This window comes from Calidithermus timidus DSM 17022 (assembly GCF_000373205.1).
GTDB lineage: Bacteria > Deinococcota > Deinococci > Deinococcales > Thermaceae > Calidithermus > Calidithermus timidus.
The window spans coordinates 174,731-195,563 of sequence record NZ_KB890688.1; the positions used below are offsets into that span (position 1 = coordinate 174,731).

20 protein-coding genes are annotated in these 20,833 nt (G+C 65.5%); 17 read left to right on the forward strand and 3 right to left on the reverse strand.

Going from position 1 to position 20,833, the window contains the following annotated elements; translation table 11 throughout:
- Positions 1–9: 9 nt before the first annotated feature.
- Complete coding sequence (locus B047_RS0104040) at positions 10–981, reverse strand: Gfo/Idh/MocA family protein (RefSeq protein WP_040779310.1); 972 nt, start codon at positions 979–981, stop codon at positions 10–12.
- A gap of 182 nt (positions 982–1,163) precedes the next feature.
- Here B047_RS0104040 and gmk point away from each other — a divergent pair, with 182 nt between their 5' ends.
- From gmk to B047_RS0104070, 5 genes are all read left to right on the forward strand, one after another.
- Positions 1,164–1,832, forward strand: coding sequence for a guanylate kinase (gene gmk, locus B047_RS0104045; RefSeq protein WP_026234563.1), 669 nt, complete (start codon positions 1,164–1,166; stop codon positions 1,830–1,832).
- A gap of 31 nt (positions 1,833–1,863) precedes the next feature.
- Positions 1,864–2,187 carry a DNA-directed RNA polymerase subunit omega gene (gene rpoZ, locus B047_RS0104050; RefSeq protein ID WP_018465676.1) on the forward strand — a complete coding sequence of 108 codons (324 nt, stop codon included), beginning with the start codon at positions 1,864–1,866 and terminating at the stop codon, positions 2,185–2,187.
- A gap of 153 nt (positions 2,188–2,340) precedes the next feature.
- Positions 2,341–2,799 (forward strand): arginine repressor, encoded by a 459-nt coding sequence (argR, locus tag B047_RS0104055; RefSeq protein ID WP_018465677.1) that lies wholly within the window; start codon positions 2,341–2,343, stop codon positions 2,797–2,799.
- 6 nt (positions 2,800–2,805) lie between these two features.
- Positions 2,806–3,423: a MarC family protein gene (locus B047_RS0104060; protein ID WP_018465678.1), complete on the forward strand. Its 618-nt coding sequence runs from the start codon at positions 2,806–2,808 to the stop codon at positions 3,421–3,423.
- A gap of 117 nt (positions 3,424–3,540) precedes the next feature.
- Positions 3,541–4,413 carry an NAD(P)-dependent oxidoreductase gene (locus tag B047_RS0104070; protein WP_018465680.1) on the forward strand — a complete coding sequence of 291 codons (873 nt, stop codon included), beginning with the start codon at positions 3,541–3,543 and terminating at the stop codon, positions 4,411–4,413.
- Here the strand turns inward: B047_RS0104070 and B047_RS0104075 are convergent.
- Positions 4,406–6,046: an N-acyl-D-amino-acid deacylase family protein gene (locus B047_RS0104075; RefSeq protein ID WP_018465681.1), complete on the reverse strand. Its 1,641-nt coding sequence runs from the start codon at positions 6,044–6,046 to the stop codon at positions 4,406–4,408. The two genes, B047_RS0104070 and B047_RS0104075, sit on opposite strands and share 8 nt — an antisense overlap.
- Before the next feature lie 173 nt (positions 6,047–6,219).
- On the opposite strand from B047_RS0104075, the gene B047_RS16235 reads away from it, so the two are divergent.
- The 12 genes from B047_RS16235 (at position 6,220) to B047_RS0104135 (ending at position 17,890) form a co-directional block, all read left to right on the forward strand.
- Positions 6,220–6,714: a hypothetical protein gene (locus B047_RS16235; protein WP_018465682.1), complete on the forward strand. Its 495-nt coding sequence runs from the start codon at positions 6,220–6,222 to the stop codon at positions 6,712–6,714.
- A 103-nt stretch (positions 6,715–6,817) separates the two neighbouring features.
- On the forward strand, positions 6,818–7,873 hold the full coding sequence (locus B047_RS0104085) for an AAA family ATPase (RefSeq protein ID WP_018465683.1): 1,056 nt from the start codon (positions 6,818–6,820) through the stop codon (positions 7,871–7,873).
- Positions 7,874–7,932: 59 nt separating this feature from the next.
- Positions 7,933–8,853 (forward strand): DUF58 domain-containing protein, encoded by a 921-nt coding sequence (locus B047_RS0104090; protein ID WP_018465684.1) that lies wholly within the window; start codon positions 7,933–7,935, stop codon positions 8,851–8,853.
- On the forward strand, positions 8,850–9,896 hold the full coding sequence (locus tag B047_RS0104095; RefSeq protein ID WP_018465685.1) for a VWA domain-containing protein: 1,047 nt from the start codon (positions 8,850–8,852) through the stop codon (positions 9,894–9,896). The genes B047_RS0104090 and B047_RS0104095 overlap by 4 nt, the downstream gene beginning before the upstream one ends.
- A 72-nt stretch (positions 9,897–9,968) precedes the next feature.
- Entirely contained in the window at positions 9,969–10,931 is a 963-nt protein-coding gene (locus tag B047_RS0104100) for a VWA domain-containing protein (protein ID WP_018465686.1), read from the forward strand.
- Positions 10,932–11,034: 103 nt separating this feature from the next.
- The gene (locus B047_RS0104105) at positions 11,035–11,469 is read left to right on the forward strand and encodes a hypothetical protein (RefSeq protein ID WP_018465687.1); all 435 of its coding nucleotides are present in this window, start codon (positions 11,035–11,037) and stop codon (positions 11,467–11,469) included.
- 129 nt (positions 11,470–11,598) lie between these two features.
- On the forward strand, positions 11,599–12,711 hold the full coding sequence (locus B047_RS0104110) for a zinc-dependent alcohol dehydrogenase (RefSeq protein WP_026234565.1): 1,113 nt from the start codon (positions 11,599–11,601) through the stop codon (positions 12,709–12,711).
- Between the two features lie 69 nt (positions 12,712–12,780).
- Positions 12,781–13,851, forward strand: a complete 1,071-nt coding sequence (cax, locus tag B047_RS0104115) for a calcium/proton exchanger (RefSeq protein WP_018465689.1) — start codon at positions 12,781–12,783, stop codon at positions 13,849–13,851.
- Between the two features lie 129 nt (positions 13,852–13,980).
- Positions 13,981–14,889 (forward strand): ABC transporter substrate-binding protein, encoded by a 909-nt coding sequence (locus tag B047_RS0104120; protein WP_018465690.1) that lies wholly within the window; start codon positions 13,981–13,983, stop codon positions 14,887–14,889.
- A gap of 9 nt (positions 14,890–14,898) precedes the next feature.
- Positions 14,899–16,203, forward strand: coding sequence for an ABC transporter permease (locus tag B047_RS0104125; RefSeq protein WP_018465691.1), 1,305 nt, complete (start codon positions 14,899–14,901; stop codon positions 16,201–16,203).
- Complete coding sequence (locus B047_RS0104130; protein ID WP_018465692.1) at positions 16,200–17,138, forward strand: ABC transporter ATP-binding protein; 939 nt, start codon at positions 16,200–16,202, stop codon at positions 17,136–17,138. The genes B047_RS0104125 and B047_RS0104130 overlap by 4 nt, the downstream gene beginning before the upstream one ends.
- A 2-nt stretch (positions 17,139–17,140) precedes the next feature.
- Positions 17,141–17,890, forward strand: a complete 750-nt coding sequence (locus B047_RS0104135; protein ID WP_018465693.1) for an ABC transporter permease — start codon at positions 17,141–17,143, stop codon at positions 17,888–17,890.
- Here B047_RS0104135 and B047_RS16240 read toward each other — a convergent pair.
- Positions 17,887–20,823 (reverse strand): insulinase family protein, encoded by a 2,937-nt coding sequence (locus B047_RS16240; RefSeq protein WP_018465694.1) that lies wholly within the window; start codon positions 20,821–20,823, stop codon positions 17,887–17,889. The two genes, B047_RS0104135 and B047_RS16240, sit on opposite strands and share 4 nt — an antisense overlap.
- Positions 20,824–20,833 lie beyond the last annotated feature (10 nt).

Below are 20,833 nucleotides of genomic sequence, written 5' to 3' on the forward strand. Positions count from 1 at the left end.
GAGACAGGTTCACCTGGGGTAGGGCAGCACCCTCCGGTCCTGCGGCAGGGAGTTGAGCATCTTGGAAAGCTCGAGGGCCATCTCGAGGGCCAACAGGTCGTCCTCGAGGGTCACCAGGGGGGGATCGTCGCGTTGGATGCGATCGACGAAGTGCTTGAGCTGGCGGCGCAGCGGGTTCTCGTTGTGGATGGAGGTGCGCTCGACGTGCACGTGGGTAGGGCTGCCCAGCTCGCCGTTGCTCATGGCGCGGTGGATGGACAGCTCGGTGTAGGGGTCGTTGGTGAAGTCCATGCGCACCACCTCACCCGGCTGGGTGATGGTCAGCGAGCGCTCGGGTTGGGGAGAGACTCGGCTGGCGGTGAGCACGGCCTGGATTCCGGAGGGGAACTCGAGCACGGCGTGGGCGTACTCGTCGCGCCCGTCGAGGGCCTGACCCACCACCGTGTAGCGCAGGGGTTTTTCCCGTAGAAGCAGCAGGATCAGGTCCAGGTCGTGGATCATCAGGTCGAGGATCACGCCGATGTCCCGGATGCGGCGGTTGTTGCTCACCCGCCTGGCCTCGATCACCCAGGGATTTCCCACCAGGTTGGGCAAGTCTGCTACCGCCTGGTAAAAGCGCATGATGTGCCCTACTTGGAGCACCAGGTCCCGGCGCTCGGCCAGGCGCACCAGCTCGCGGGCTTGCTCGAGGGAAGGCGTCATAGGCTTTTCCACCAGCACGTGAACGCCAGCCTCCAGGAACAGCCGCGCTTGCTGGTAGTGATGGGAGGTGGGAGAGGCGATGCTTACCGCCTGTACCCGACCCAGCAAGGCTTCGGGATCGGCATAGGCAGGCACCTCGAGGTCTTGCTCGATAACCCGCCGCCGCATGGGGTCGGGATCAACCACGCCCACCAGCTTGACCCCCGGCAGGCCTGCATAGATCTGAGCGTGGTAGGTTCCCATAACCCCCACGCCAACCACACCGACTTTTAGTTCCATGGCCACCTCAATAGGGGCATACCTGACATCGCCAGCATCATAGCACCCACATTTAAACTTACTGGTCTGAATTAGGCCTGAATGCCTGAATTGCCTCCATGCGTGGCTCAATCCGCCTTGTGTGACCGCGGAGCCTCTGGTAGGATGCCGTGGTTTGCAGTAGTTCTCCGGAGGAGAGGGCTGTGGCAAGAGGAACGCTGTTCGTGATGACAGGGGCTTCGGGGGTGGGCAAGGGCACCATCCGAGCCCAGGTAATGGGGTACTTGCACAGAAGCCTGCACTACTCTATTTCGATGACCACTCGCGCGCCGCGCCCTGGTGAAAAGAACGGCCAGGACTACTACTTCGTCAGCAAGGAGGAATTCGAGGCTCGCATCGCACAAGGTGGCTTCCTCGAGTACGCCGAGTTCGTGGGCAACTACTACGGCACCCCCCGCGAGCCGGTGGAGGAAGCCTTGAACAAGGGGCTCGACGTCCTGCTGGAAATCGAGGTGCAGGGAGCCTTGCAAGTCGCCAAGCAAGCGCCTGAGGCAGTGATGATCTTTATCGTCCCACCCTCGCTCTCCGAATTGAAGCACCGCCTGCTCTTGCGAGGCACCGAGAGCCTGGAGAAGATCGAGAAGCGCTTGGCCCAGGCCAAGCGTGAGATGGAGGCCGCCCACAACTTCCACTACGTGGTGGTCAACGATGAGCTGGGCAGCGCGGTGAATGATTTCATGTCTATCATCCGTGCCGAACGCCTGCGCTATCCCCGAATGAAGGAGGCCATCGCGCAAGCCCTGACCCACGACTCGGAAATTGACGCAAAAAACGCTGTCCTGGAGGAAAAAATTCGCAAGGCGGGGTCTTGACAGGCTGAGGAGGGGTGGTCAAAATCGGGGCGTGGCCGAACCTGGTATTGATTATCTGCTGAGCCTAACCGACTCCAAGTACCGACTCACCGTCGTGGTAGCCAAGCGCGCCCAGCAACTGCTGCGCTACCAGTTCAAGAACACCGTCCTCGAGCCCCCCGAGTGGCCCAAGATGCGCACCCTGGAGGGGGAGAAACCCGACCCCAACGCGGTAACCTGGGCCATGCAGGAACTGCGGACTGGTCGCCTGAGCATCGGTGAGGGCCTGGTACCCGAGGACCGCCTTTCGCGCATGCTCGACCAGATGTATCCCCGCGAAGTCCCCGAACCCGTCGCTGAGCGTGAGCGGGATTAGGGCCTTTTGCGAATAAAAGCGCAATACGCAAAACGCTGAGCGCCCAAAACCGTGATCGAAGGGCGCTCGGCGCTTGGCCTTCTGCACCCGGAAAGCATCCTCCCTGCATAAAAATGATGTATACTCACCTGCGCAAACTGCAGAGGGATTGTTATGGCGAGCAAAGAACAGCGTCACCGAGCTATTCAGGAGATCATCTCCCAGGAGAATATCTCTACCCAAGCTCAACTGGTCGATCGACTGCGCAAGCGTGGTTATGCGGTGACCCAGGCTACCGTGAGCCGGGACATCAACGAGATGCGGCTGGTGCGCATGCCCATGGGCCGGGGTCGGCATAAGTATGCGCTCGCGGCGGTGACCTTGGCCGAGGACGTGGAGGAGGAGCTGCGGCGTATGTTTCGCGAGATGGTACACGACGTGGACCGGGGGGAGAACATCCTGGTGTTGCGTACTGCCGACGGACACGCCACGGGAATCGCTTTGCTGCTCGACCGCCTCGCGCGGGACGAAATTGTGGGGACGTTGGCCGGGGAAGATACCATCTTCATCGTAACCCGCACCGCCAAAGACGCCGAGCGGCTTCAGGACGACCTCGAGGGCTACCTCGAGTAGGCCCATATGCTGGAGCTGGCGAGCAAGGCTTTTCTGACGCTCTTCGTGGTCATCGACCCGGTGGGGATGGTGCCGATGTTTGTGGCCTTGGCGGGAAACCGCCCCCGTTCTGAGCAACTTCGCATCGCTCGAAAGGCCATCCTGGTCGCGGGTGGGGTGATCTTGTTCTTCGCTCTGGTCGGAGGGCCTTTGCTCGAGCACCTGGGGATCAGCCTCGAGGCCCTGCGCATTGCTGGAGGGATCCTGCTTTTCCGCATCGCCGTGGACATGGTGTTTGCTCAGTGGGAGCGCGAGACCAAGGAAGAGCAGGACGAGGCCAGGGAACGCTCCGATGTCTCGGTCTTCCCGCTGGCCATCCCCCTCATCGCCGGGCCGGGAACCCTAGCCAGCGTGCTGATCCTGGCGGGCGAATCGCGCAGGGTCGAACTCGGGCTGTGGATTGTGCTGGGTATGGCCGCGGTGGTGCTGGTGATCGCCTATTTCCTGCTGCGAGCCTCGAGTCGCCTGCGCTTCTTGCTGGGTCGCACCGGAATCAACGTGGTCACACGGGTGCTGGGGCTGCTGCTGGCTGCCCTGGCGGTGCAGTACGTCGCCGATGGGGCACGGGCTTTTTTGGAGGGCTAGCTGCATCCTGTATTCTCTCTCCATGCGCCACGACATCCCCATGCTGCAAGGCAGCGCCCTCATCGACCCCGAGACGCCGGTGGAGATTAAGACAGACGCAATCGTTGAGGAGGAGCTATGAAGGTGGCATTTATCGGTCTGGGCGCGATGGGCTACCCCATGGCGGGGCACCTCGCCAAGCGCTATGAGACCCTGGTCTACAACCGGACCCCAAGCAAGGCTCAGCAGCATGCCCTCGAGTTCGGCAGCAAAGCGGTGGGCCTCGAGCAGACCGCCGAGGCCGAGATCATCTTCACCTGCGTCCCCGTCTCCAAGGACGTCGATGACCTAGCCTGCGCGCTTTTGCCGCACTTGCGCCCAGGAACATTGTGGGTAGACCATACTTCGGGCGAACCCGAGTTGGCCAAGCAGACCGCAGCCCGGCTGGCGAGCAAGGGCGTGAGCTACCTCGACGCCTGCCTGTCGGGCGGGGTGGCTGGGGCCATCAACGCCAGGGCTACCGTGATGTGCGGCGGGTCCGAGGCCGACTTCGAACGGGCCAAACCGGTCATGCAGAGCTACGCGGCCAAGATCGTGCACGTGGGGCCATTGGGGGCGGGTCACGCGGTCAAGGCGGTGAACCAGGGCTTGTTGGCGGTCAACCTGTGGGCCTTGAGCGAGGGCATGGTGGCGCTGGCCAAACAGGGCATCAACCTGGAGCTGGCCCTCGAGGTCATCAATGCCTCCTCGGGCCGCTCCAATGTCTCGGAGAACCTCTTCGGGCAGCGGGTGCTCAGCCGCGAATTCCCCAACACCTTTGCCCTGGGGCTGCTGGCGAAGGACATGGGCATCTGCGTGAAGGTGCTCGAGGCCGCCGGCACACCTGCCCCTCTGCTGCGCCAACTGCGCGAGTTCTTCGAGGTCGCCAGACGCGAGGTGGGCTCGGCTGACGTGGACCATACGGCGGTGGCGAGGCTGCTCGAGCGGTGGGCGGGGGTAGAGATCAGGTAGTTTCGCCAGCCGATAGCCGAACGCCCCTCCAGCCCGGCCCCCGCACGACCTGCCCCGGCGTGGCTCCGGTGTGCTGGCCTCCCTCGAGCACCCGCACCCCGTTGACCCACACCTCCTGCACGCCCACCGAGAGCCGGTGGGGGTCCTCGAAGGTGGCCCGGTCGGCGATGACGGCGGGGTCGAAGAGCACCAAATCGGCCTGGCAGCCTACGGCGATGCGGCCCCGGTTGAACAGGCACAGGCGGTTGGCGGGCAGCGAGGTCATCTTGCGGATGGCCTCCTCCAGGCTCAGCAGGCCCTCCTCGCGCACGTAGCGCCCCAACACGCGGGGATAGCTGCCATAGGCCCTGGGGTGGACCGGCCCGTAGGCGCTGGCCCACTCAGGGTCGAAGCCGCCCGCGTCGGTGGAGATCATGGTCCAGGGCTGGGAAAGCTCGAGCCGTAGGTTGTCCTCGCTCATGCTGAAGTAGATGGTGCTGATGCGCTGCCCCTCCGACACCAGCAGGTCGAAGACGGTCTCGAGCCAGTCCTGGCCGCGCATGGCCGCGATTTCGGAGAGGCGCTTGCCCACGTAGACCTGGTTCTCAGGCCTCTGGAAGCCCACGGGCATGACGGACTCAGGGCGGGAGCGGGTGTCCACGTTGGGGTTGGGACCCTCGAGCTCGGCCCGGATTTGCGCCCGTACCCCCGGCTCACGCAGCTTCTCGTAGAGCTCGCCCCCTTCCGCGACCCAGTTGGGCAGCATGGCCGTCAGACCGGTGCCGCTGGCGGTGTAGGGGTATACGTCGGCGCTCACGTCCTGCCCGGCCTTCCGGGCCTGGTTGATCCGGGCGATCACCTGGGCCATCTTGGGCCAGTTGTCCTCGCGGGAAGCCTTGAGGTGGTAAATCTGCACCGGCAGATTGGCCCGCTGCCCGATCTCCAAAGCCTCCTCCAGCGCCTCGAGCAGCCGGTCGCTCTCCGAGCGCAGATGGGTGATGTAGAGCCCGCCGTGTTCGGCCACGACCTTGCAGACCTCCACGATCTCCTCGGTGTCGGCGTAGTCGTCTGGCGGATAGATGAGCGCGTAAGACACCCCGAAGGCTCCGTCTTCCATGGCCTCACGCACCACGCGGCGCATGGTCTCGAGTTCACCCTGGCCAGCCCTGCCCATCCGCATCCCACAAGCGTACTCCCGCAGGGTGCCCCCGCCCAGAAAGCTGCCCACGTTGGGCGATACGCCGTGCTCGAGCATGCTCTCGAGCCAGTCCCCCAAGCGCCTCCAAGTCTTCATGCGCTCGTTCCACACCTCGGGTACGTAGGGCGCGAGCTTGCGTGAGCCGATGAGCCCGCCTTGGGGGGCCGGAGTCCAGGCCTCACCCATGATCTCGGTGGTCACGCCCTGGGTGATCTTCGACAGGCAGCGCCCGTCGCGCATGAGGGGCTGGATGGAGTGGGAGAGGATGTCGATAAAACCCGGGGCCAGTACCCGGCCCGCGGCCTCGAGCACCCTCCTGGCTTCACGGGTAGAAAGTTGTCCTGCCGGAGCGATGGCCGCGATCTTTTCCCCTGCGATGGCCACGTCTCCGTAGAACCAGGGATTGCCGCAGCCATCGACCACGCGGGCTTTGCGAATGAGTTCGTCGAAGTGCACGGGGTCATTGTATTGGGGCCTTGCGTCGTCCGTAGAGCGCTGAACGCAAGACGCTGAAAGCTGATACCCACCGAGTCGGCAGCCCTCGAGCCTGGGAGGCTCTTCAGTGCATCTTCACAAACACTGTGCCTTGCTTTGTTGATCGCCGCTCTCGAAGGCGCCTACACTGAGCCATGGCAACCATCGCAGGGAAATTTCCTTGGCTCCGGCTCTCCGGTCTGGTTGTGGCTGGAGTGGGCCTGCTGCTTACGGGGTTTTTCGCCGGGCGTCTTTCGCAGGGCTCGAGCGCGTCTAATGTTGCCTCTTCTGCTGCCGAATTTGCTCGGCCCGTTCAGTTCCAGTTCCCCCAGACCCCACCGGATCAGGGGGCGCAGGAGTTGATCCCGCTGCCAGGGCCGGGCCGGGGCAACCAGCCGGGTCAGGGCCAGCAGCCGCAGCCGGGCCAGGGGCAGCAGCCGCAGGAGTGCCCCATCTTCATCTACCAGGACGGGCGGCTCTACCAGCTTCCGCGTCCGGGGCAGGAGCAGCAGCCCGGCTCCGGCATGGGCCCGCTGCCCGGCCAGCCCGGAGGCTCGCCCGAGCTCATCCCGCTCGAGCCCATCAACCCTGGCCCCACCCCGACCACGCCACTCGAGCCCCCCAGTCCCCAGCCGAACAATCGCACCTGAGGCGGCCTCGGGGATTGACACCTGAGTCACCTTTGGCTCGCCCCCCACGGACGAAGATTCTGCGTAAACACCCCCTTTCGCGCGATCTCCAGGAGGATTCTCAATGGATAAGCCGATTACCCCCCTCGAGCCCCAGGCCGTCATAGACGCCTCGTCGAGGCTGCGCACCCTGCTCTTCGAGGTCAAGAAGATCATCGTGGGGCAGGACCTGATGCTCGAGCGCATGCTCGTAGCTTTGCTGGCCCGGGGGCACATCCTCATCGAGGGGGTGCCGGGGCTGGCCAAGACCCTGGCCATCAGGACCCTGGCCGAAGCCATCGGTGCGAGCTTCAAGCGCATCCAGTTCACCCCCGACCTCGTACCTGCCGACCTCATCGGCACCCGCATCTACAACCCTAAGGAGGCCGCCTTCGAGGTCGAGTTGGGGCCGGTGTTCGCCAACCTGATCCTGGCCGACGAGATCAACCGCGCGCCAGCCAAGATCCAGTCCGCGCTGCTGGAGGCCATGCAGGAGCGGCAGGTGACCATCGGCAAGGAGACCTACAAGCTCCCCGACCCCTTTTTGGTGCTGGCCACACAGAACCCCATCGAGTCGGAGGGTACCTATTTCCTGCCCGAGGCCCAGGTAGACCGCTTCATGTTCAAGGTGGTAGTGGGCTATCCCGGCTTGCACGAGGAGATCACGGTGGTCGAGCGGGTTTCCGCGAAATTCCCCCCGGTCGAGGTGCAGCTGAGCCACCAGGAGCTGCTCGAGCTGCAGAATATGGCCGATCAGGTCTACGTGCACCCGCTGGTTACCGAGTACGCCGTCAACCTGGCGCGGGCGACCCGTGAACCCGGCGAGGTAGGCCAGCCCGAGCAGCGTCGCTACATCAGCTTCGGGGCCAGCCCTCGCGCCAGCGTTAACTTGATCCTGGGGGCCAAGGCTTTAGCCATCCTGCGTGGGCGCGAGTATGCCTTGCCCGAGGACGTGCGTGACCTGGCTCCCGAGGTACTGCGCCACCGCATCATCCTCTCCTACGAAGCCTTAGCCGATGGGGTGCAGCTCGAGGCCCTGCTGGCCAAGCTTATCGCCGCCGTGCCGCTGCCCCGCGTCCACCTGGGCGATCCCCACCGCGACGGGCGTCTGCTGGGCCAGCCCAACAACCCCACTGCCTGAGCCCCAGAGGTCCCGTGATGCTCAGACGGTTCAGACGCTCTTCTATCCCACCACCCCCGATGGCCGGCCCCCCGCCCCCTTCGGGCCTGCGGGTGAAGCCGCCGGCCGCCGAGCTGCTGCGGCGCTTGCAGTTCACCGTGCTGCGGCGACTGGATGGCTTCTTGTTCGGGGATTACAGCGGGGTGTTCTACGGTCCCAGCCTCGACCTGGCCGAGGTACGGCAGTATCAGCCAGGCGACGAGGTGCGCCGGATCGACTGGAACGTGACCGCCCGCACCGGTACCCTGCACGTGCGGCAGTACCGCGAGGAACGTGAGATCACCGCTTGGCTGGTGGTGGACTGTTCAGCCTCGATGCGCTTTGGCACCCGCCGGGTGCTCAAGAGCGAGCTGGCGCTGGAATTCGCCGCCACAGCCGCTTCCATCGTGATCCGCCACGGGGACAAGGTGGGGGCGGTGGCCCTGGGCGATGGCCGCCTTCACCTGATCCCCCCGCGCAGTGGTCGCCAGCAGACCTTGCGCATCCTGGACTCGCTGATGGGTATGTCCTCCCTCGAGGGAAGGCGCTCGAGCCTGGGCGAGGGGCTCGAGCACCTCAGCAAGAGCTTGCGGCGGAAGGCTTTGATCTTCGTGGTCTCCGACTTCCTCGACGAGGATAAGAGCTGGGAAAGTGCCCTGCGCCGCCTGGCTCAGCGCCACGAGACCATCGCGGTGCGCATCTTCGATCCTGCCGAGCGGGAGCTGCCCAAAGCGGGCGAGATCCGCCTGCGCGATCCCGAGAGCGGCGAAGAGGTCTGGCTCGACACCGACGATCTCAGGGTGCGCGCGGCCCACGCGGCGCTGGTCAAGCAGCGTGAGGAGGGCCTGCTGCGGGCCTTCAGGGCTGCCCGGGTGGATTACCTCGAGCTTTCCACGGCCCAGGAACTGGTGCAGCCGCTGCTGAGGTTCACCCTTCGCCGCAAGGGGAGGAGGTCCGTATGAGCTTCACCTGGCCTGCGCTGCTGCTGGCGCTGCTGCTGTTGCCCCTCACCGCCCTGGTGCTGTGGGGCCTCGAGCGCCGCCGTGAACGCACTGCCCAGGCCTTCGCCGATGCGCATCTGCTGGGGAGTGTGCTGCGCCCGGCCTCCAGGGCTCACCGCCGCTGGCCGCTGGCCCTCCAGCTTCTGGCTTTGGGGGTGCTGCTCTTCGCGGCAGCCCGCCCCGTCGCCCCGCTGCCCCTGCCGGTGAACAAGGCGGCGGTGGTGCTGGCCATAGATACCTCCCGCTCAATGCTGGCCAGCGACCTCAACCCCAACCGCCTCGAGGCTGCACGGGCCATCGCACTGGAATTCCTCAAACTGGCCCCTCCAACCACCCAGATCGGGCTGGCGAGCTTCTCCGACGTAGCTACGGTGCTGGTACCTCCCACCACCGACCGCGAGCGCTTGCGCGAGGCCATCGCCCAGCTCAAGATCGCCCAGAACACCTCGCTGGCCTCGGCGGTGGTGACCGGGGTGCGCATGTTGCCGGGGCGCAAGGACGTCAGGCCCCCCGAAGAGCTCACCCCGCGCATGTTCAGCCTTCCCGACGCTCAGCCTTCCACCCCGCCGGCCCCACAACCCGAGAAGATGCCGCCGGGAGCCATCCTGATCATCTCCGACGGGGTCAACAATACCAGCCCCAACCCGGAGATCTCGGCTGGCGACGGGCTGCGCATCGCCACCCGCTTCGCCTCGCAGTGGAAGGTGAGGGTCTACACCGTGGGCGTAGGGCGCGAGGGTGGGGCCATCATGCAGCTCAATGGCCAGAACTACTTCGTGCCCTTCGAGCCTCGAACCCTGCAAACCCTGGCGCAGGAAACCGATGGCAAATACACCTACGCCCCCAGCCAGGAGGCGCTGCGGGAGGTCTTTGCTGAAGTGGGCACGGTGATTCGCTGGGAGCCCACCCGCACCGAGATCTCGGCCTTGCTCTCGGGGGTGGCCCTGGTCCTGTTGATGCTGGCCGGTGCGCTCAACCTGCACTGGCAGCGCAGGGTGCCCTAGGGGTGGGGGATGGCTTTTCTCAACCCGTTGGGACTGCTCCTGACGGCGTTTTCTCGTAGAAGGGTGGTGTGAATGAGCCTGACCTGGCCCTGGGCACTGCTCTTGCTGGCGCTGCTGCCGCTGTTCGTGTGGGTCTATCGTCACAACCTGCGTCTGAGGGCCGAGACGGTGGCTCTGTACCCCGACCTGGCCTTGCTGTTGCGGGCCTCGTCTGAGGGTCACCGGTGGTCGCGCTACTTACCGGCTTTGCTGTACCTGGCCTCGCTGGGCTTGCTGATCGTGGCCCTGGCTCGTCCCAGCCTGGCCATTCCCCAGGCCGACCCCAGGGCTGGCGTGATGCTCGCCCTCGACGTGAGCCGTTCGATGGCGGCAGGTGATGTCAAGCCCAGCCGCTTCATCGCTGCCCAGAACGCGGTGAAAACCTTCGTGCGGGAGCTGCCCGAGGGGGCGAGGGTGGGCCTGGTGATCTTCGCCCGCTATGCCCGCTTGGTGGTTCCGCTCACCAGCGAGCACTACCGGGTGATGGAGGCGGTCAACCTGTTGAACATGGATTACGGCACCACCATCGGCGACGGCATCATGGAGAGCCTGCGCGCCCTGCCCAGTCTCGCAGAGCGCCTGGCCACCGGCGAGGACCCCCGCAAGCTCACGACCATCATCCTGCTCTCCGACGGGCGCAACTTTGGCGGTATGGACCCGCTCGAGGCCGCCGATGAGGCCGCGCGGCAACAGGTCGTGGTGCACACCGTCGGCGTCGGTACGGCCAGCGACGGGCCAATCGAGGGAATCGAGCCCCGCCTGTGGTGGGCCGCCCGTTTCGACGAGGAAACGCTGCGCGCGATCGCCCGTAAGACCGGCGGCAACTACTACTTCGTCGATTCCGCCGATAAGCTCAAGCAGCTTTACAGCAGCCTCAGTCATTCGCTGGTGTGGCATTACCGCCGTGACGAGGCCACCGGCTATGCGGTCATCGCGGCAGCGCTGTGCCTGGTGGCGAGCTTGCTGCTGAGCGAGGCGCGGCGAAGGGTGATTTAAGTACCCCACGGGAAGCTTCGCAACATGGTTGAGTTCGGCCATCCCGATACGCTTCCCGCGGGGGCCCCAGGCAAAGGAAAATCAGCTTAACTGGGTTGCGGGTATGCGCTTTATCATCCTTTCGCACTTTTGCGCCACCTGGGCGCTGGTGGGTCTGATCTGGGTACTTCAGATCGTGTACCTGCCCCTCTTCGCCAAGGTAGGCAAGGACGATTTTTCGGCCTACGAGGCCAACCACAGCGTGCTTTTGCCCCAGGTGATGGGAACGCTGATGATGATTGAACTCCTTACCGGGGCCTTCTTGCTGATCTTCCCGCCAGGCTGGATTCCATCGTGGGTGTTTGCCCTGGGGATGGCCCTGCTGGCGCTGATCTGGGCGTGGGGGCTGCTGGTGCAGGCTCCGCTGCAGAAAAGACTCGCACGGCGCTTCGACCCCCGGGACCTCAGCCTGCTTATACAGGCCAACTGGGTCCGCACCTTTGCCTGGTCGGCCCGGGGGCTGCTGGTAGCTTGGGCCATGCTGCGCTACGCGCTGTGATGCCTGCCGCGTTGGGGTTTTGGCTTGGCCTTTAGCGGGAAGCGGTAAGCTAGAACCAGGTTTATGCTTCAGGCCCCTGCCTTGCCCGCTCGAGCCACCACACAGCTAGCCAGTGGCAGCCGGGCCATGATGCGCGCCCTGAGTTTTGCCCCTTCGCTTCCCCGCTACGCCTTTGCCAGGCTCATGGGTCGGCGCTATCCCGTGCGGGGGCTGCCCCTACACCTCGTCTACCTGCCCGAACCAATTCCTCCGCGGGGCTTCGAGCGGCTTAAGGTGCGCCTGGCAGGCATATGCGCTTCCGATTTGGACCTGATCTACGGGAGGACTTCCCCCGCGCTGTCGCCCTTCTACTCCTTCCCGGCGGTGTTGGGCCATGAGATCCTGGCCGAGTTGGGCGGAGTGCGGGTGGTGGTCAATCCCCTGCTAACCTGCCTCGAGCGGGGTCTGCCCGACTGCCCGGCCTGCGCCAAGGGCGAGGACCACCGCTGCCGCAACCTCAGCGAGGGAAACTTTCGCCCTGGCATGCTGGGTTACTGCTCCGACTTGCCCGGCGGCTGGAGTGAGCGCATCGTGGCCCACCGTGAACGGATTTTCCCCATCGCCGAGAGCGTTCCGGACGAGCGGGCAGTGCTGGCAGAGCCGCTCGCGGTTGCGGTGCACGGCATCCAGCAGGTCCTGGCGAAGGACTGGCCCGAGGAAATCCTGGTGATTGGGGGGGGAACCATTGGCCTGCTCTCGATTGCGCTTTTGCGGGTGCTGGGCTTCGAAGGCCCCATCCACGCCGTGGTTCGGCGCAGCCACGCTGCGCAGTGGGCCAGGGCTTTCGGGGCCAGCGTGATCTATTTCTCGGTGCGTGAGGCCCAGAAAGCTCAGAAGTACCAGAGCTATCGGGGAGTGCTGGGTCGGCGGGGTTGGCGCGGCGGCTTCGGTGCGGTCATCGAGGCTTCCGGCAACCCTGCGGCCTTGCAGGAGGCGAGTTGGGCCGTGGCCGAAGGGGGCCGCATCTTGCTCCTGGGCTCACCCGCTAGTGCGTTGCACGACTTTTCGCCCTATTGGTTTCGCGAGGTGCGGCTCATGGGCAGCTACGCCTACAATTGGGATGCCTTTGCCACGGCAGTCAAACTGCTGCCCGAGATGGAGGGTATTGAAGTCCTGGTAGGCCGGCAGTTCGGCCTCGAGGCCTGGCCCGAGGCCATCCGTGCAGCCAGACGTGGGGGGGCCAAGATCGTATTTAAGCCTTGAATAGTTGAGGGCATAGCCAAAAACGGGTCGTATGCAAAATGCGAAACGCTGAACGGGTAGAATGCGCCCGTGTTTCGCTACGGCATGCTGGTGTTCATTCCCCTGGCCATCGCGCTCGAGTTCACCCACGCTCCGGCGGTCTGGATCTTTTTGGTCTCGGCATTGGCGCTGCTGCCCCTGGCGAGCTGGATGGGCCAGGCCACCGAGGAGCTGGCCGCTCGGGCCGGGAGCACGGTGGGGGGGCTGCTCAACGCCACCTTCGGCAACGCTGCCGAGCTGATCATCGCGGTCGTAGCCCTGCTGGCGGGCAAGCTCGAGGTCGTCAAGGCCAGCATCACCGGTTCCATCCTCTCCAACTTGCTGCTGGTGCTGGGGTTATCCATCTTCCTGGGTGGCCTACGCTACCTGCGCCAGAACTTCAATGCCCATGCCGCCGGGCTCTCCGCCACGCTGCTGACCCTCACCCTCATCGCCTTCATGTTGCCCACCTTCTTCGACCTTGCCGAGCGCGCTTTCTTCAAAGTGCTCGATCCTAGCCTGCCCGACGAGCTATTCAGCCTGGCCACGGCGGGGGTGCTGATCCTGATCTATCTGGCCAACATCTACTTCACCCTGCGCACCCACAAGGACCTGCTCAGCGGGTATGACGAATCCCACCTCGAGCACGAGGCCACCTGGAGCGCGCCCTTCGCCGTCGGCGTACTGGGGGCGGCCACGGTGGGGGTGGCGGTGATGGCCGAGTTTTTGGTGGGCAGCCTCGAGGCTGCCACTGAGGCGCTGGGGCTTTCGGAGTTCTTCGTGGGCATCATCCTCATTCCCCTGGTGGGCAATGCCGCCGAGCACTTCGCAGCGGTGCTCTTCGCCGTGAAGAATAAGATGGACCTGGCGGTGCAGATCGCGGTGGGTTCCTCGCTGCAGATCGCCTTGCTGGTGGCCCCCATCCTGGTGCTGGTGGGCTACTTCGCCGGGCAGCCCATGGACTTGGTCTTCCACAACCCCCTCGAGCTCGCCGCCCTCGCCGCTAGCATCCTGGCAACCAACGCGGTGGTGCGCGACGGGGAGAGCAACTGGCTGGAGGGCTTCTTGCTGCTGGGTGTTTATGCTCTGCTGGGCTTTGCCTTCTTCTTCACGCCGCACTAATGAGCCAGGAGACAAGGGGTACGTTCTTATTCGGCTGTTCATCAAGCGGTTGTTGAGTAAGCTCGCTGACATACTACTGAGGCTGAAGTGTTATGTTACAAACCTAAGCAGTACCTCGAGGAGGTTTAAGTGAAGGGTGTCTTCGCGTTGTTGATCGCTCTGGGGATGGGTCTCGTGCTGGCCCAGAAGGGCCCCATCACCATCGGCTCCAAGATCGATACCGAGGGAGAGGTGCTGTGCCAGATGGTCAAGCTGCGGCTCGAGGCCGCCGGGTTCAGGGTCAACGACCGCTGCCGCACCGGTACCACCAACATCGTGCGCAAGGCCCTCACCTCCGGTGAAATCGATCTCTATCCCGAGTACACCGGCACTGCCCTGACGCAATTCTTCCCCGAAGCCCAGATCGACGCGGCCCTTACCCGTGATGCCAAGAGGGCTTTCGAAAAGGTCAAGGAACTCGACGCAAAGAATGGCATCGTCTGGCTCAACCCGGCTCCCGCCAACAACACCTGGGCCATTGCCGTGCCCAAGACCCTGGCCGAGAAGGAAGGCCTAAAGACCATGGCCGACTTCGCCCGCTACGTCAACGCCGGCAAGCCACTCAAGCTCGCCGCCAGCCAGGAGTTCGTCGAGCGCGACGATGCACTCAAAGCCTTCGAGCGGGTCTACGGTTTCAAGCTCAAGCCCGAACAGCTCCTCATCCTGCCCGGCGGCGACACTACCCAGACCGAGACCGCGGCAGCACGGGGCACCAACAACGTCAACGCGGCCATGGCCTACGGCACCGACGGAGCCATCGCCACGCTGGGCCTGGTGGCCCTCACCGATCCCCAGGGCGCGGTTGCGGTCTATCAGCCAGCCATCACCGTGCGCAAGGCCATCTTTGACAAGTACCCTGAACTCGCCACCCTGATCAACCCGCTCTTCGCCTCCCTCAGCGAGGAGGTGCTCTCCGACCTCAACGCTCAGGTGACCCTGGGTAAGAGGGCCGCCGACGTGGCCGCCGAGTACCTCAAGAAAAAGGGCCTGATCAAGTAGGAGCGCTGCGTGCTGTGCTCGCGTGAGCCCAATCCGGTAGCCCTGCTGGCTGCCGGGTTAGGCCTGCTTTCCCTGGTGCTGCCCTGGATCGCCCTCAAACCCAACCGGTTGCTCGAGGGGACAGGGGTGGGGGTATGGGGCCTCGAGCCCGGCCTCGCCGTGGTCCTGGCCGCAGGCTGGCTGGCGCTGCCCTGGCTGCGCCGGGTGGCTTATCCGCTGCTGCTGGGTCTGCTCACGCTGGGCTGGGCCGTGCTGGGTGGGGCGGTGGCCAGGGACTTGCTCGAGGGGGAGTCCGGGGTGGCGCGGGCCAGCCTGGCCGCGGGTTTCTGGCTGACCTTGCTGGCGCTGTACTCGGCCTCGGTGGGCACGCCCCCTGAAGCCCGGCGCTGGATTCCTCTGACCCTTCCCCTGGCGCTTCTGATGGCCCTGCTAGCGGGAAGCTTCCAGCCCCTGGCCCCGGTGGTCGAGGGGGCGGCTTATGGAGAGCAGCTCGCTCTCGAGGCCTGGCGGCACCTGGCGATGGCTGGGGGCGCGGTGTTGCAGGCCCTGCTGGTGGGTATCCCCCTCGGCGTCCTGGCTGCCCGCAGCGCCCGCTTCGGCTGGGTGCTGAGCCTGAGCGCTTTCTTGCAGACCATTCCCTCGCTGGCCCTTTTTGGCCTGCTGCTGCCCATCCTGGCTCAGCTCGGGCAGGGGGTGAGCCTCGGGCTGGCCCTGGGGGTGATCACGGCGGGGTTGTTGTTCAGCCGCCTGCTGTGGGCTGTCAGCCCCTCGCTGGGGCTGGTGGTGGCCTTCCCGGCGGGGCTGCTGGCTTTGGCGCTGGGCGGAACCCTGCTGTTCAACCTGCTGGGGCCTGAACCTCTGCGGCTAGCGCTGTCTCAGCCCCTGGCCGCTGCCGGGGTGCGGGGCATCGGGGCGGCCCCGGCGGTGCTGGCCCTCACCCTCTATGCCCTGCTGCCGGTGGTGGTCAGCACCTACACCGGCCTGCGGGCGGTCCCCGAAGCCGTGCGCGACGCGGGCCGGGGCATGGGCATGAGCAGCCGCCAGCTCTTCTGGCGGGTAGAGCTGCCCTTGGCCTCGCCGCTGGTCCTCGAGGGCATCCGGGGAGCGCTGGTGCTCACCATCGGCATCACCACGGTGGCCGCGCTGATCGGGGCGCGGGGGCTGGGCTACTTCATCCTGCAAGGCGTGCAGAGCGGAGCCGACGACATGGTGTTGGTGGGTGCGCTGCCGGTGATTGCCCTGGCCCTGCTGGCCGACGGGCTTTTGCGGGGTATCGGGCTGGTGCTGCGCCGTCGTCTGGGGCTTTTGGCATGATTCGCTTTGAGGAGGTCGTCAAGCGCTACGGGGACTTCGAGGCCCTCGGGGGGGTGAGCCTCGAGGTTGCCCAGGGTCAGGTCGTGGTTTTGCTGGGCCCTTCGGGCTGCGGCAAGACTACCCTGCTGCGCACGGTCAACCGCCTGGTTGAACCCACCGAGGGAAGGGTCTACCTGGGTGGGGAGGACGTGCGGCGGCTGAACCCCGAGGAACTGCGTCGGGGGATCGGCTACGTGATCCAGAGCATCGGGCTCTTCCCCCACATGAGCGTGCTGGAAAACGTGCTGGTGGTGCCGCGCCTGCTCGGTTGGGAGCGCTCGAGGCGTGAGGCGCGCGCCCGCGAGATGCTGGGGCTGGTGGGTCTGGAGCCTGCGGTCTTCGCCAGCCGCTACCCCCGCGAACTCTCCGGCGGGCAGGCCCAGCGGGTGGGGCTGGCGCGGGCGCTGGCGGCAGATCCGGCGGTGCTGTTGATGGACGAGCCCTTCGGCGCGGTGGACCCGCCCACCCGCGAACGCCTGCAAGACGAGTTCCTCAAGCTCCAGGCCAGCCTCAAGAAGACCGTGCTGTTCGTAACGCACGACCTCGAGGAGGCGGTCAAGCTCGCCGACCGGATCTGTCTGATGAACCACGGCAAAGTCGAGCAGTACGACGATCCCGACGCCCTGTTGCGCGATCCCAAGACCCCCTTCGTGCGGGAGTTCATCGGTCCCTCGCGCACCCTGCTGCGGCTTTCGCGCATCCCTTTGGAGGGGTTGGTCGAACCCTTCAACGGCCAAGTTCCGGCGGTCTCGGTTCCGCTGGGCGCCATGGCCCGCGAAGCCTTCTCGGCGTTGCTGGCCCAGGGAACCCGCAGCGTTGCCGTGACCGATGGGCAAGGCAATGCGGTGGGGCAAGTGCGGCTGGAGACCCTGCTGCGGGTGGCTTCGGAGGACTGAGCGTGCCCTGGGTCCGCCCCCTAAAGATCACCTCCCTGATCGCCCCGGCGATGGCCTGGGGACTGTCGATGGGGTTGTTCGCTTACCAAGACCTCTGGAAACAAACCTTGGCCGCGCTGTTTCCCAACCAGACCCCGCTCTTTGAGCGCCAGACCCTGCTGGCTCTGGCGTTGGAGCACCTCGCCATCACCGCAACCGCCGGGTTCTTGGTGCTGCTGGTAGGGTTGCCGCTGGCGATCTGGGTTGCCCGGCCCTCGGGGGCGGCGTTTCGGCCCCTGGTCGAGAACTTGGTGGCCGTAGGCCAGACCTTTCCTCCGGTGGCGGTGCTGGCCCTGGCCCTGCCTTTCGTGGGCTTCGGCCCCAACGGAGCGATCCTGGCACTGTTTCTCTACGGGCTGCTGCCGGTGGTGCGCAACACCCTCGAGGGGCTCGCCGCCGTGCCACAGGACGTGCTCGAGGCGGCCAGCGGCGTGGGCTATTCTCCCCTCCAACGCCTTTGGCGGGTCGAAATTCCCCTGGCCCTCCCGGTCATCCTCTCCGGTATCCGCACCAGCGTGGTGCTCGTCCTAGCCACGGCGACGGTGGCTCCGCTGATCGGCGGGGGAGGTCTGGGAGTGCCTATCGTGGCGGGGCTGGCGGTTGGCAACCAGGCTTTCGTGAGCGAGGGAGCGATTGCGGTGGCCTTGCTGGCGATCCTCCTGGACTGGACCTTCGCCCGGCTGGAAGCGATACTCACGCCCTGGCGGGCCTAAATTGCCGCCACTTCGAAGGGCCTCAGCATGGATTGATTGGCTTCCTTAACCTTTTCCTCGCTGCCGATCACCGCCAGCGCGGCCTCGCCCGAGAGGTACTCTTGGGCTACCCGGCGCAAATCCTCCGGCCTCACCTGCAGAAGCCGCTCCTTGTACTGCCGCTTCTTCTCCAGCGTGTACCCGCTCAGGTCGTCGAAGAAGCGGGTGCGGCCCTTGGAGTCGGGGGAGAGCAGGGGGTCGATATCGCCCGCCGCAGCCAGGATCGCCTCCTTGACCTTCTCAGCCTCGATGCCCTGGTTTAAGAAGTCGTGGATTCCCGCGAAGACCTCGAAGGTGCGCACGATGTGGGGGTCGCGGTAGGAGAGCAGGCCGAACAAGCCGCTCTCGGGGTTGAAGACGGCGAAACCCCCGTAAGCCCCGCCCTTCTCGCGGATTTCCTTGTGCAAGTACTCCGAGCGCAGCAAGTTGGCCAGAGCTTGCAGTGCGGGCGCGTCGGGGTGAGTGTAGGGCACGGTTTGGAAGAGCTTGGCGTCGTAGGCCACGGCCACGGCGGTGGTGCGGGCCTGAGGGAGTAGGTTACGCTCCGGCAGCTTGCGCTGGCTTGCCTCCGGCGCTCCCGTCCCGTCCTGCAGAGCGGCCAGGAGTTCCTCGAGCCGCCCCTCGAGCTCTTCCAGCACCGGCTCCTCCGCCGTCACGCACACCCGCAGCCCCCCACGCCGGAACAGCTGCTGACGGATGGCCTCGAGGTCGTCCAGCAAGCGCTCCAGCCCGCTTTCGTCGAGGGCAGCCAGGCGCTTGAGGGTGGCGAGCTGGGAGAGGCCCTCCAGCCGCTCGCGCAGCGCTGCCACCCCGCCGAATTGTTGCGCGGCGAGCCGCATGGCGTAGAGGTGCCCTGCCTGCACGACCTGGGCCTCATAGCTGGCCTTGAGCTGTCCCAACAGGTTCTTGAGGTGGGCCCTGTCCCAGCGCAGCGCGGTGAGCAGGTCGCGCAGGATGGAAAAGAACCCGGCGTGGTTGCGGTAGAGGGCCTTGCCGGAGAGGCCGAAGGACTGGCGGAAGGCGTTGTAGTCTTCCGGTAGCGAGCGCAGCGAGGCCCCGGCGCTCAGGCCCCCGGTGTGGGCTTCGATGCGGGCGGCCATCTCGAGGTAATCGCTCCTTCCCCCGCCCATACGCGGCAGCGTGAAGGCAAAGAGCGGCAACAACTCGAGGTGGGCGTCGCTCAGCCCACGGAGGTCGAAGCTCAAGTCCAGGTAGCTGATGCCGTTTGTGGGTTGGGGGAAGAGGCCCACGGTTACCCCCTGCACCGTCTTGAGCGTGTGGGGCACGTCCTCGAGGCTGGTGGGGATGTCGGAGAGCTCGAGCGTCGGCAGTACCGAGCGGTCCTCCTTGGCCTCCTGCCGCAGCTTGAGGGTTTTGGCCTCCTCGACGATGCGCCGTGCTTCGGCCTGGCTTAGCGTGGCTCGGATGCGCTCCAGCTTCTCCCGCTCCTCGCGCTCCTGCCGCTCGGTGAGGGACTGGTCGGGCTTGAGCACGATGGTGGCGCGGTGGGGGTTGTCGAGGAGGTGCTTGCGGATGAGCCTTTCGAAGAAAGGCCCCCTGGCACGCTCGGCTTGCAGCTGCTCCAGCGCTGCGTCGAACTGGAGGGCTAGGTAAGGGTCGCCCCCGTGGAGATAGGGCCCCGCCATCTGGAAGAAGACCTTGAGCGCGTAGGGGAAGCCCTGGTTGGAGACCTCGCGCGACTCGAGCTCCATGCGGTGAATGGCCGCGTCCACCATGCCCTGGTCCACGCCCTTCTCCACCAGCTCGCGCAGCGTATCCAGAATCAGCCCCTCGATGGCCTCGACGTCCTCGGGGTTGACCCCCTTGAGCCCTGCGGCGAAGACCGCCTCGCGGAAGACGGTGTTGAAGCCGGTGCCATCGGCCAGAGCCTCGCCGATTTTGCTCTCCAGCAGTGCCTTACGCAGGGGCGAAGCGGCGTTGGCCAACAGCACACGCTCCAGCACCGAGAGCCCCAGCACCTCCACCACGTCCCCCACGAAGGTGGTGAGCCAGGCCACCAGCACCTGCGACTTCTTGTGGGGGTTCTCGCTGGGGGCCAGGGGATAGCTAGCCTCGTGCCGCCGAGGTGCGCTGAAGCGCACCTGGTCGGGGATAGCGGTGCCAGGGTCAATCGGGCTGAAGCGCGAGAGGGCGTAGCGCTCGATGTAGCCCAGCGTCTTTTCCAGCGGCAGGTTGCCGTAGGTGTAGAAGTAGGCGTTGGAGGGGTGGTAGTGCCGCGCATGGAAGGCCTTGAGCGCTTCCCAGGTCAGCTCGGGGATGTGGCGGGGGTCGCCGCCGGAGTTGTGGGCGTAGGTGAGGCCGGGGAAGATGGCCTGGCCCAGGCTGCGGAACATGACATTGGCCGGCGTGGACATCGCGCCTTTCATCTCGTTGAAGACCACCCCGCTGTACTGCAAGGGTGAGGCCGGGTTCTCCGGCTCGGCAAAGCGGTAGTGCCAACCCTCCTGCCGGAAGGCTTCGTAGTCGATGCGGGGGAAGAAGCAGGCGTCGAGGTAGACCTCGAGCAGGTTGTAGTAGTCCTTCTCGACCCGCGTGGAGAAGGGGTAGCTGGTGCGGTCGGGGAAGGTGAGCGCATTCATGAAGGTGGCCAGCGAGCGCGGGATCATGCTGAAGAAGGGGTCGCGCACCGGGAAGCGTTTGGAACCCGCCAGCACGATGTGCTCGAGGACGTGGGCGATGCCGGTGGAGTCTTCGGGTACGGTGGGGAAACTGACGCAGAAGGCGTTGTTGTTGTCGGGGCAGGCAATGTGGATGTGCCGAGCCCCGGTGGGCTCGTGCTCCAGGCGGATGTACTGGCCTTGGAGATGGGGGAGGGGTTTGACCTCCAGCACCCGGTAATTGCCGATCTTCTGGCTTGCTTCCAGCGTGGTCATGCTGTCAAGC

Bases quoted from the DNA above. Each gene is read 5' to 3' on its own strand.
- B047_RS0104085 (WP_018465683.1), top strand. From the start codon at position 6,818: ATGGATAAGCCGATTACCCCCCTCGAGCCCCAGGCCGTCATAGACGCC.
- B047_RS0104105 (WP_018465687.1), top strand. From the start codon at position 11,035: ATGCGCTTTATCATCCTTTCGCACTTTTGCGCCACCTGGGCGCTGGTG.
- B047_RS0104130 (WP_018465692.1), top strand. From the start codon at position 16,200: ATGATTCGCTTTGAGGAGGTCGTCAAGCGCTACGGGGACTTCGAGGCC.
- B047_RS0104040 (WP_040779310.1), bottom strand. From the start codon at position 981: ATGGAACTAAAAGTCGGTGTGGTTGGCGTGGGGGTTATGGGAACCTAC.
- B047_RS16235 (WP_018465682.1), top strand. From the start codon at position 6,220: ATGGCAACCATCGCAGGGAAATTTCCTTGGCTCCGGCTCTCCGGTCTG.
- B047_RS0104070 (WP_018465680.1), top strand. From the start codon at position 3,541: ATGAAGGTGGCATTTATCGGTCTGGGCGCGATGGGCTACCCCATGGCG.
- argR (WP_018465677.1), top strand. From the start codon at position 2,341: ATGGCGAGCAAAGAACAGCGTCACCGAGCTATTCAGGAGATCATCTCC.
- B047_RS0104095 (WP_018465685.1), top strand. From the start codon at position 8,850: ATGAGCTTCACCTGGCCTGCGCTGCTGCTGGCGCTGCTGCTGTTGCCC.
- B047_RS0104110 (WP_026234565.1), top strand. From the start codon at position 11,599: ATGCGCGCCCTGAGTTTTGCCCCTTCGCTTCCCCGCTACGCCTTTGCC.
- B047_RS16240 (WP_018465694.1), bottom strand. From the start codon at position 20,823: ATGACCACGCTGGAAGCAAGCCAGAAGATCGGCAATTACCGGGTGCTG.
- B047_RS0104060 (WP_018465678.1), top strand. From the start codon at position 2,806: ATGCTGGAGCTGGCGAGCAAGGCTTTTCTGACGCTCTTCGTGGTCATC.
- B047_RS0104090 (WP_018465684.1), top strand. From the start codon at position 7,933: ATGGCCGGCCCCCCGCCCCCTTCGGGCCTGCGGGTGAAGCCGCCGGCC.
- B047_RS0104100 (WP_018465686.1), top strand. From the start codon at position 9,969: ATGAGCCTGACCTGGCCCTGGGCACTGCTCTTGCTGGCGCTGCTGCCG.